Here is a 9,792-nt window from a genome sequence, read left to right on the forward strand (position 1 = left end):
GCGCAACGACAGGACCCGGCCGCGGCGGGAAAACGCTTCGAGAGACGCACATGTCGATGTCGCCCTTCAGCAAAACCGACCGCCTCAGCACGCCCCCAACCGTCACCGTGCCGCGTCGCTACAACGCATCGGTCGATTTCATCGATCGTCACCTGGTCGAGGGCCGTGGCGGCAAGATCGCGGTGCGCGACGACAGGGGAAGTCACAGCTATGCGCAACTTGCCGAACGCGTGAACCGCGCGGGCAACATGATGAAGGCGCTCGGCATCGGGCTCGAGGACCGGGTCGTCTTGCTGATGCTGGATTCGGTCGACTTCATCGCCTGTTTCTTCGGCGCCATCAGACTCGGCGCCGTGCCGATCCCACTGAACACGCTTCTCACGGCAAACGACTACGATTTCATGCTGCGCGACAGCCGCGCCAAGCTCGTGATCGTTTCGGCACCTCTTTATGAAAAAGTCTCGCCGGCACTTGACGGCCGGGCGTTCGTCCAGGCTGTCGTGGTCGATGGTGGAACGGGTCACGGCCGGCCTCAGCTCCACGACCTTATCGCACAGGCTTCGACAATCCTGGAGCCCGCCGCCACGGTCGCCGACGATATCTGCTTCTGGCTCTACACCTCGGGCTCGACCGGCCAACCGAAGGCCGCCGTCCACCTGCATGCCGACCTGGTCCATACGGCCGCACTCTACGCGGTACCGATCCTTGGCATCGTCGAGCAGGACATCGTGTTCTCGGCCGCGAAACTCTTTTTCGCCTACGGCCTCGGCAACGCCATGACCTTCCCGCTCCATGTCGGCGCGTCGGCGGTCCTCATGGCGGAGCGGCCGACGCCGCAATCGGTTGCGAAGCGCCTCGTCGAACATCGGCCGACGATCTTCTTCGGCGTGCCGACGCTTTACGCGGCGATGCTTGCGGACCCGAACCTTCCGAGTCGGGAGAAACTGGCGCTGCGCTGGTGCGTTTCGGCGGGTGAGGCGCTCCCGGAGCAAGTCGCGAAGCGGTGGAGGGAGCACACGGGCGTGGACATTCTCGACGGCATCGGCTCGACCGAGATGCTCCACATCTTCCTCTCGAACCGTCCGCAGGCGCTCAAATACGGCACGACCGGTAAGCCCGTGCCCGGCTATGAGATGCGGCTTCTCGGCGACGATGGCGTGCCGGTAAAGCCGGGCGAGATCGGCGATCTTTATGTCGGCGGGCCGACAAGCGCCGTCATGTATTGGAATAACCGCGCCAGGAGCCTCGAATCGTTTCACGGCCGCTGGACGAGGACGGGCGACAAATACCTGATCGACGGGGACGGCTTCTTCGTCTATCAGGGCCGCTCGGACGATATGCTCAAGGTGGGCGGAATTTATGTCTCGCCGTTCGAGGTCGAAGGAGCCATCGTGACTCACGAAGCCGTGCTCGAGGCGGCGGTCGTGGGAGCAGAGGACGACAGCAAGCTCATCAAACCCAAGGCATATGTCGTCTTGAGGGATGGCTTCGAGCCGTCGGACAACCTCGCCGAATCCCTCAGAACCTATTTGAAAACCCGCTTGGCACCCTACAAATGCCCGCGCTGGATCGAGTTCGTGGCGGAGCTGCCGAAGACCGCGACCGGCAAGATCCAGCGCTTCAAGCTGAGACAGCATTGAACGAATTGCCCGATACATCGAATTCCGCCCTGATCGTCGATGGCGTGCGGCTCGAGCTCGCGCGCTTCGGCGCGCCGGCACCTGGACGGCCGATGTTGGTCTTTCTTCACGAGGGACTGGGCTCGGTCAGCCTCTGGCGCGACTTTCCGAACGACGTCGCGAATGCAACGGGCTGCCCCGCACTGGTCTATAGCCGGCAAGGTTATGGCAAGTCCGATTCCGTTGCGTTACCCCGGCCCTTGAGCTTCATGCATGACGAGGCCAGAGCCGTCCTCCCCGCCCTTCTCGAAGCCGCCGGCGTCGACGACGCGATCCTGATCGGGCATTCGGATGGTGCATCGATCTCACTTATCTATGCGGGCGAGAACGGGCGGTCCTTGCGCGGTTTGGTGCTTCTCGCTCCTCACGTCTTCGTCGAGCACGTTTGCGTCGCGGCGATCGCGCGGACGCGTGAGAGTTATCGCTCGACGGGCTTGCGCGAGAAGTTGATGCGCCATCACGGGACGAACGTCGACGGCGCGTTCTATGGCTGGGCGGATAGTTGGCTAAATCCCAAGTTCCTCGAGTGGAATCTCGAGGAATTCCTGCCGGGGATTCAGGTTCCCACGCTCGTGATCCAGGGCGAGAATGACGAGTATGGGACGCTCGAGCAGGTCGATCGGGTTGTGGCCCAGGTATCGGGTCCATGGGAGCGCTTGGTCTTGTCCGATTGCGGCCATTCGCCTCACCGCGACCGGCCGGAAGCGACATGCGACGCCATCGCAGGCTTCGTCCGACGGCTCCTTTAGTGGTCGTCGCCGGAAACGACCCTGCCGAGACTCCCGGCAACACCGCCGAGGATCCGCGCAAGCGTACCGCGATCCGTGCGCTTGAGCGATCCGAGCGCGAGAGTTTCAATCGAGCGCGATTCCGCCTCGACCGCACGGCGCAACGCTCGCCCACGCGAGGTTAGACGGACGTTGAACGCCCTGCGGTCTTGTTTGCTCGGGATTCGGGCAATGAGATCGTCCCGCTCCATGCGGTCGAGCGTGCGCGCCATCGTCGGCTGCTCGACGCGAACGGCACGGGCAAGCTCAGCCTGCGTGAGTCCATCCCCCTCCCACAAGCGCTGGAGTACCGAAAGCTGGCCGGGTGCTACGCCATGGGGTACGAGGCGGTCGTGAAGTGCGCGCGCGAACAATCGGCTAGTAAGTGTGACGAGCCCCGCCAGAGTGCGCTCATGGACCAGCTTCGAATGCGCAGCACTGCCGCGCCTTGCTCCCGTCGGTTTGAGCCTGCCCGTTTCGGCCTTCGCCCCACCTTTACGAGAGCCTTTTGCGCGCACCTTGCGCACTTGCCTGGCCATCCCGCGCCTCCTTCCACTTTCCCGCCGCTCAATATAGCACACACACGCTTGCTATGCTCACAAAGGTTGCCGTCATGCGACGGCACATATTATTCCATGCCGTCGGTGCCAGCACCGCAAACGATGGCTGAGACCCTCTCGTTCTTATGTGGTGCGTAGCGACCCGTGCGCAAGACCGCAAGCGATGCGGCGGCACTGAGTTCGACTGCAAGCCCGAGTTCGAACCACAGCCAGCGGGCCGCGTCGCGAATCTCGTCGTCGGTCACGAGAAGGATGTTATCGACGTTACGATGGACGTGCTCGAACGTGAAGGGATCGGTCCGTTTCGCGGCAAGCGTCACAGCCGCCGTGCGCACCTCGGGGAGCTCGACCACACGGCCCGCCTTCACGCTGTCGTGGAGGGTGGCAGCCCCGCGAGGCTCGACGCCGACGACGCGAATCGAAGGCTTGAGCGCCTTGAGCGCCGTCGCGACCCCGGCGATGAGCCCGCCGCCGCCGATCGCCACGATCGCGGTGTCGATCGCGGGGTCGTCCTCGAGCATTTCAAGGCCCACGGTACCTTGCCCGGCGATTACCGCGCGATCGGCAAATGGATGGACATAGGCCAACCCCTCGAGTTCTGCGGCACGGAGTGCAGCCGCATTCGATTCATCCCACACCTCGCCCACATAGTCCGTGGCAGCGCCCCAACGGTGGAGTTTCTCGGCTTTTGCCCGGGGTACCGGCCGCGGCAAGTAAATCCGCGCACGCGTGCGGGCGCACCATCCCGCGTAGGCGACGCCGAGCCCGTGATTGCCGCCCGACGCGGTCACGAGCCCGCGCGCCACGTCGGAAGCATTGAGGCTCCGGACTTTGTTGGTGGCACCGCGCGCTTTGAACGATCCCGTTACTTGGAGGCATTCGAGCTTGAGGGAGAGCGTTCCTTCCTCCATCGCGGGACGTTGCGTCGGGCCGACTTGGATGAGTGGCGTGCGCCGCACGGCACCCGCGATGCGCTTTCGCGCCGCCTTGATCTCGTCGAGGGTCACAAGCTCGATTTCGGACATCAACCTCTCCCCAGCAAGCGGCACTCAGTTCATGCGCAGTCTCGCCTCGGCCATTTCCCGGAGCTTGGCGCGCTGGATCTTGGCGCCATTGGCGCTGACCGTAACGGGAAACGCATCGAGCGGAAATATGCGGACCGGCACCTTGTATTTCGCCATCGATCCCGCACAACGCGCGCACAAGGATTGCTCATCGAAGCCTACACCGTTTTCGAGTGTCACAAACCCGACCGCTTCGGCGCCGTGGCCCCTCGCGACGCCAACGACCTGGCAGCCGGCTATTCCCGGCTGCTCCTCGATGAAAGCCTCGATCTCGGCGGGGTTGACGAGAAATCCGCCGAGGCGGAGCGAATCGCCCATCCGCGCGAGATAGACGAAGCCGCCGTCCCTCCCGATATGCGCAAGATCGCCCGTGCGCATGAATCCGTCGGCGGTGAGCGCTTTCCCCGTCGCCTCCTCGTCGCCCCAGTACCCGGCGAAGCGGCTCGGGCCGTTGAGCTCGAGCTCCCCCGCCTCACCCGGCGGCAAAAGCTTCCCACTCTCGGGATCGCGCACCCGATAGGCGCCGTGAGGCGAGACAGGCATCCCGCCGGCTAAAGCACGCTGTTCGGTGGAAGCGGTCTCCGGCTGGCGCGCGAAAAGCGCTTGCACCTCGCTCATGCCATAAAGCCCGACATAGGGGATTCCCCGCCTGTCGCCCTCCGCCACGAGGGCCGAACCCTGCGCGTTGGCGAAGGCCGCGTAGCCGCACAGCCTGAGGCTCGCGAGCGAAAAATTGTGTAGGTCGGCCGCGTCCATGATCCGAAAGAACATCTCGTCGGTGCCGTTCAAATGCGTGACCTCGTGATGGGCAATGAGTCGCGCCGCCTCCGCACCGTCGAAAATCGGTAGCATGATCATGGGCCGACCGGCAGAGAGAGCCGCCATCGCCTGACAAAATCCGAACACGCCGCACAGGGGCAAGGCCTGCAACAAGACAGCACCGGGCGCCGTAAATCCGAAGCCGGGGCCTACGTCGCGGGCGTGGGCCACGATCGAGCCGTGGGTGTGCAAGACGAACTTGGGCGCTCGCGTGGTGCCCGACGTCGTGAAGAGGATCGACGGCGTCGTGCGTTCGAGTGCGGTGGCCTCGTCGAACGGGCGGCCGCCTTCGAGTGCGCCATAGCGCACCGTCGGGCAACCCGCGATGCGCTCCGCGACCGGCTCGCCTTCGTCATAGGCGATGACGGTAAGGAGAGCCGAGCGGGCGTCGGCCGGCACCTCAGCGAGGATGCCGGCGAAATCGATGCCCTTGAAGGCGGGCCACAAAGCCAGGGCCTTCGCACCGGACCGACCGAGCATGTCGGCGACCTCGTGCGAGCGAAACCGCGTATTGATTGCGACGACAAGGACGCCGAGGCGGGCTGCGGCAAAAAGGAGGACAAGCCACGCCGGCACGTTCGGGAGCCACACGGCGAGACGATCGCCGCGGACGAGGCCCAATCGTGCAAGCCCCGCAGCGGCACGGACGATCTTGGCCTCAAGCTCGGCGTAACCGATCGCCGACCCCCGATAGAAGATTGCGGGATCGTTCGCCCGACCGGAAGGGAGCGCGGTCAAGATGTCGGCGGCAGGCGCGATCATGGTCATTTCGCAGGCTCGTTCGGTCGCGTGGGAAAGTAGCGCACCGTAAGCGACTTGTTCCACGAGGTATCCTCGAAATCGGGTTCGAAATAGGTGAGCACCACGGTCGTCGTCGGAAAGGTCCAGCGGTCGACGACGCGAAACCACGGGATATCGCTCGAGTAGTCCGTCTTTCGCTCGCTTCTGCCGGGCGGACCGAGCGTTCCTTCAAGCGCTTGCCGCGCTTGCGCGTAGCTTCCGAAGGGTGGGGTTCCGGCGTTGAATGTCAACAGCACTTGCACAAGCCGCCGGCTACGCTCGTCCACTTGAAAAACCACGGCAAATCGCGCGGAGCCGAGCCATACGGGATTGATGACCGCGGCCCCGATGCTGTCCTTATATTGCAGCCCCGGTGAAAGTTTGCGCAAGCGTGGGCCGAACGTCTTGCCGAGCTCCTCCGTCGTCATCCCCCATCGCGCCTGGTCCCACCCAGGCAAGTCGGCAGGCGCTGCCCCGAGAAGGAAGGCAAGGGCGAATGCCCCCGACACGGTCGCCGGCAAGTATCGCACGCGAGGGCGTGCGCGTATCACATGAAGCGCGGCTCGTAATCCTCGACCGTAAGGTAGGGCTTGGGCCATGGAATATGATAACCCTGCTTGGTCGCCATGTGGCGAGTCCAATAGGGGTCGTAAAGATGGGCCCGCGCGAGCACGCATAGGTCGGCCCTGCCGGCGGCGAGCACGCTGTTGACGTCCTCGAAGGTCGAGATGTTGCCGACCGTCATGGTCGGGATGCCGGCCTCGAGGCGCACGCGGTCCGAGAACGGCGTTTGGAAGAGCCGGCCATAGACCGGCTGCTGGTCGGGCACGACTTGCCCCGCGGACACGTCGACGATGTCGCAGCCATGGGCCTTGAGGTGCGCGCCAAGCGTTACGGCATCCTCGCCGTCGAAGCCACCGCGCACCCAGTCGGTTGCCGAAATGCGCACCGAGATCGGCTTCTCGGCCGGCCAAACCTTGCGAACGGCATCGAAGACCTCGAGCGGATAGCGCATGCGGTTCTCGATGCTCCCGCCATATTCGTCGTGGCGCCGGTTCGTTAGTGGCGAAAGGAACGTCGAGAGAAGATAGCCGTGCGCGAAGTGCAGCTCGATCAAATCGAAGCCGGCCTCCTCGGCCATCGCGGCCGCGCGCAGGAAATCGTCCCTCACCTTGTCCATGTCGGCGCGGGTCATTTCCCGCGGCACCTGGCTGTTGCCGAAATAGGGAATCGGGGAAGGCGCTATGATGGGCCAATTGCCGTCATCGAGCGGCTCGTCATAGCCTTCCCAGCCGACTTTGGTCGATCCCTTTCGACCGGCGTGCGCTAATTGCATGCCGATCTTGGCGAAGCTGTGCTTGTGGACGAAGGCCACGACGCGACGCCAGGCCGCGACGTGCTCGGGCTTGTAGAGACCCGCACAGCCGGGCGTGATCCGTCCTTCGGCACTCACGTCGGTCATCTCGGTGATGATGAGCCCGGCGCCACTCAAGGCACGGCTGCCAAGGTGCACGAGATGCCAATCGTCGATCAATCCATCTTGGGCCGAATATTGGCACATGGGCGAGACGACGACGCGATTCTGCAGGACCATGTCGCGCAGCTTGATGGGCGTGAACATCGGTGGCGGAGGCGAATCGGCCGCCACATTGAGACCCGATTGATTCCCGGCTTTCTCGGCGAACCAGCGGTCGACCTTGCCGACGAACGCGGGGTCGCGCAATTTCAGATTCTCGTGGCTGATCCGAAGGGAGCGGGTGAGCAGGCTGAAGGCGAATTGAAGCGGCTCGAGCGTGCGGTAGTAACGCTCGGTTTCCTCGAACCATTTGAGGCTCACGAGGGCGGCGCGCTGCACGGTCTCGACCTCTGGCCGGTGCTTGGCTTCATAGCTCGCGAGTGCCGCCCTCACCTCGCCAGGATGTGCCACCATCGCCTCGTGGAGCGCTATCGCGTCCTCCATCGCGAGCTTGGTTCCGGAGCCGATCGAGAAATGCGCGGTATGCACGCCGTCGCCGATCAGGACCACATTGTCGAAATGCCATCGGCCGTTGCGCACATTGGGGAAATTGCGCCAGATCGAGCGGTTCTTGAGCAGCCGATGGCCGTCAAGCTCGTCCTTGAAGAGAACCTCGCAATAAGCGATCGCGGCATCCTCGTCGTTGGGGTCGAGGCCGGCGTTGACGAACGTCTCCTCCGTGCATTCGACGATGAATGTCGCCTTGCCGGCCTCGTATTGATACGCGTGCACGCGCCAAAGTCCGTGGGCGTTTTCCTTGAAGATGAACGTGAAGGCGGGAAATCGATAGGTCGTCCCGAGCCAAATGAAACGATTCGGCCGAAAATCGATTTCCGGCTCGAATCGTGCGGCGTATTTCCTGCGGATCGTCGAATTGACACCGTCCGCGGCGACGACGAGATCGCAATCGGCAAAAGACTCGATACCGTCGAATTCATGCTGGAAGGCAAGCTTGACGCCGAGGCCGGCGGCACGCTCCTGCAGGACGTTGAGCAGCACCTTGCGCGAGCAGCCGCAAAATCCGTGGCCCGTCGAGCGCAAGACCTCGCCCTTCAGGTGGACATGGATGTCGTCCCAATGGGCGAGATGGCGCCGGATTTCCGCATAGCTTTCGACGTCCGCATCGCCAAGGTTAGCAAGCGTTGCATCCGAGAACACAACCCCGAAGCCGAACGTGTCGTCGGCACGGTTGCGCTCGTAGACCGTGATTTCGGCCTCGGGTAGCGCTTTCTTCATCAAAATGGCGAAGTAGAGGCCGCCCGGCCCGCCGCCCAAGCATGCGATCTTCATCGGCCTAGCTCGCCTCCGACTTGGCGCGATCGAGTTCCTGTTGGCGCAGCCTGAAACGCTGCACCTTGCCGGTCCCCGTGCGCGGCAATGTATCCACGAACTCGATTGCGCGAGGATATTTGTAGGGTGCTATCTCGGCCTTGACGAAATCCTGCAGCTCCTTGACCGTCGCGGGGTTGGCATCCTGCGGTTGACGCGTGACGACGAAGGCCTTGACGACGAAGCCGCGCTCGGCGTCGGGACTCGCAACGACGGCGCATTCGCGCACCTTGGGATGATCGAGCAGCACCGCTTCGACCTCGGGACCCGATATGTTGTAGCCCGCGGAAACGATCATATCGTCCGCGCGCGCCTGAAAATGGAAGTATCCGTCCTCATCCCGCACATAGATGTCGCCCGGAAAGTTCCACCCGTGCCTCACATACATGCGCTGACGCGCGGGATCGTCGAGGTAACGGCAGCCCGTCGGCCCGCGGACCGCGAGATTACCGGCCCTGCCGGGCGGCAATATGTTGCCCTCCTCGTCCATGACCTGTGCTTCATAGCCGGGGATGGCCTTCCCCGTGGCACCCGGCTTAATCGCGCCTTCCGACGCCGATACGAAGATGTGGAGCATTTCGGTCGACCCGAGGCCGTCGATGATCTTGATGCCTGTCGCGTCGAGCCAACCTTCGAACGTCGGCAGTGGCAGGGTCTCGCCCGCCGAGACGCATTTACGGAGGCTCGAGAGATCGCGCTTGGCGGCCTGCTCCGTCATCGCGCGGTAGGCGGTCGGTGCGGTGTAAAGTGCGGTGACGCGATATCGCTCGATCGTCTCGAGAATCGTATCGGGCGAAAATTTCTCCAACAGCACCGTCGATGCGCAGAATCTCATGGGAAAGCAAAGTACCGCACCGAGGCCGAAGGTGAAGGCAAGCGGGGGCGAGCCCGTGTAGATGTCGTCGGGCGATCCTTTGAAGACGTAGCGCGGGAAGCAGTCGCACATCGCCAACACGTCGCGGTGGAAGTGCATGGTCCCCTTGGGCTGGCCCGTCGTCCCCGAGGTGAATGCGATGAGGGCGGTATCGTCCGCAGCCGTATCGACCGGCTCGAATCCGGCACCCGTTTCCGCCATTCGGCGGTCGAGATCGGCAGCCTTTTGCGAGCCGTCGCCTCGCCTTGTGAAGTATCCGACGTGTTCGACAACGTTCGTGCGCGCGCGCGCCGCTTCCATCTCGTCGGCGAGGGTCACGTCGCAAAGGGCGAACTTGACTTGGGCTTTTTCAAGGACGTAGACGAGCTCGCGCGCGCGCAATAGCGGCATCGTCGCGACAGCGA

At 63.6% G+C, this 9,792-nt stretch carries 8 protein-coding genes; 2 read left to right on the top strand and 6 right to left on the bottom strand.

The window, feature by feature from the left end:
• The first annotated feature begins 50 nt into the window (after nucleotides 1–50).
• Nucleotides 51–1,640 (top strand): benzoate-CoA ligase family protein, encoded by a 1,590-nt coding sequence (locus VEJ16_16805; GenBank protein ID HYB11324.1) that lies wholly within the window; start codon nucleotides 51–53, stop codon nucleotides 1,638–1,640.
• Complete coding sequence (locus VEJ16_16810) at nucleotides 1,637–2,428, top strand: alpha/beta hydrolase (GenBank protein HYB11325.1); 792 nt, start codon at nucleotides 1,637–1,639, stop codon at nucleotides 2,426–2,428. Before VEJ16_16805 ends, VEJ16_16810 begins: the two co-directional genes overlap by 4 nt.
• Here VEJ16_16810 and VEJ16_16815 read toward each other — a convergent pair.
• The 6 genes from VEJ16_16815 to VEJ16_16840 form a co-directional block, all read right to left on the bottom strand.
• Nucleotides 2,425–2,985 (bottom strand): MarR family transcriptional regulator, encoded by a 561-nt coding sequence (locus tag VEJ16_16815; GenBank protein ID HYB11326.1) that lies wholly within the window; start codon nucleotides 2,983–2,985, stop codon nucleotides 2,425–2,427. The genes VEJ16_16810 and VEJ16_16815 overlap by 4 nt on opposite strands.
• Before the next feature lie 89 nt (nucleotides 2,986–3,074).
• A complete protein-coding gene (locus VEJ16_16820; GenBank protein HYB11327.1) occupies nucleotides 3,075–4,031 on the bottom strand; it encodes a threonine/serine dehydratase in 957 nt (318 codons plus the stop codon).
• A gap of 24 nt (nucleotides 4,032–4,055) precedes the next feature.
• Nucleotides 4,056–5,657 carry an AMP-binding protein gene (locus VEJ16_16825; GenBank protein HYB11328.1) on the bottom strand — a complete coding sequence of 534 codons (1,602 nt, stop codon included), beginning with the start codon at nucleotides 5,655–5,657 and terminating at the stop codon, nucleotides 4,056–4,058.
• On the bottom strand, nucleotides 5,654–6,220 hold the full coding sequence (locus tag VEJ16_16830; GenBank protein HYB11329.1) for a hypothetical protein: 567 nt from the start codon (nucleotides 6,218–6,220) through the stop codon (nucleotides 5,654–5,656). The genes VEJ16_16825 and VEJ16_16830 overlap by 4 nt, the downstream gene beginning before the upstream one ends.
• Nucleotides 6,217–8,475: a bifunctional salicylyl-CoA 5-hydroxylase/oxidoreductase gene (locus VEJ16_16835; protein ID HYB11330.1), complete on the bottom strand. Its 2,259-nt coding sequence runs from the start codon at nucleotides 8,473–8,475 to the stop codon at nucleotides 6,217–6,219. The genes VEJ16_16830 and VEJ16_16835 overlap by 4 nt, the downstream gene beginning before the upstream one ends.
• 4 nt (nucleotides 8,476–8,479) lie before the next feature.
• The coding region (locus VEJ16_16840; protein ID HYB11331.1) for an AMP-binding protein at nucleotides 8,480–9,792 on the bottom strand (1,313 nt) is incomplete at its 5' end.

The organism is Alphaproteobacteria bacterium (genome assembly GCA_035625915.1).
Taxonomy (GTDB): domain Bacteria; phylum Pseudomonadota; class Alphaproteobacteria; order JACZXZ01; family JACZXZ01; genus DATDHA01.

Excerpts from the sequence above, each read along its gene's own strand:
- VEJ16_16805 (HYB11324.1), top strand. The coding sequence starts at position 51 with ATGTCGATGTCGCCCTTCAGCAAAACCGACCGCCTCAGCACGCCCCCA.
- VEJ16_16815 (HYB11326.1), bottom strand. The coding sequence starts at position 2,985 with ATGGCCAGGCAAGTGCGCAAGGTGCGCGCAAAAGGCTCTCGTAAAGGT.
- VEJ16_16825 (HYB11328.1), bottom strand. The coding sequence starts at position 5,657 with ATGACCATGATCGCGCCTGCCGCCGACATCTTGACCGCGCTCCCTTCC.
- VEJ16_16820 (HYB11327.1), bottom strand. The coding sequence starts at position 4,031 with ATGTCCGAAATCGAGCTTGTGACCCTCGACGAGATCAAGGCGGCGCGA.
- VEJ16_16835 (HYB11330.1), bottom strand. The coding sequence starts at position 8,475 with ATGAAGATCGCATGCTTGGGCGGCGGGCCGGGCGGCCTCTACTTCGCC.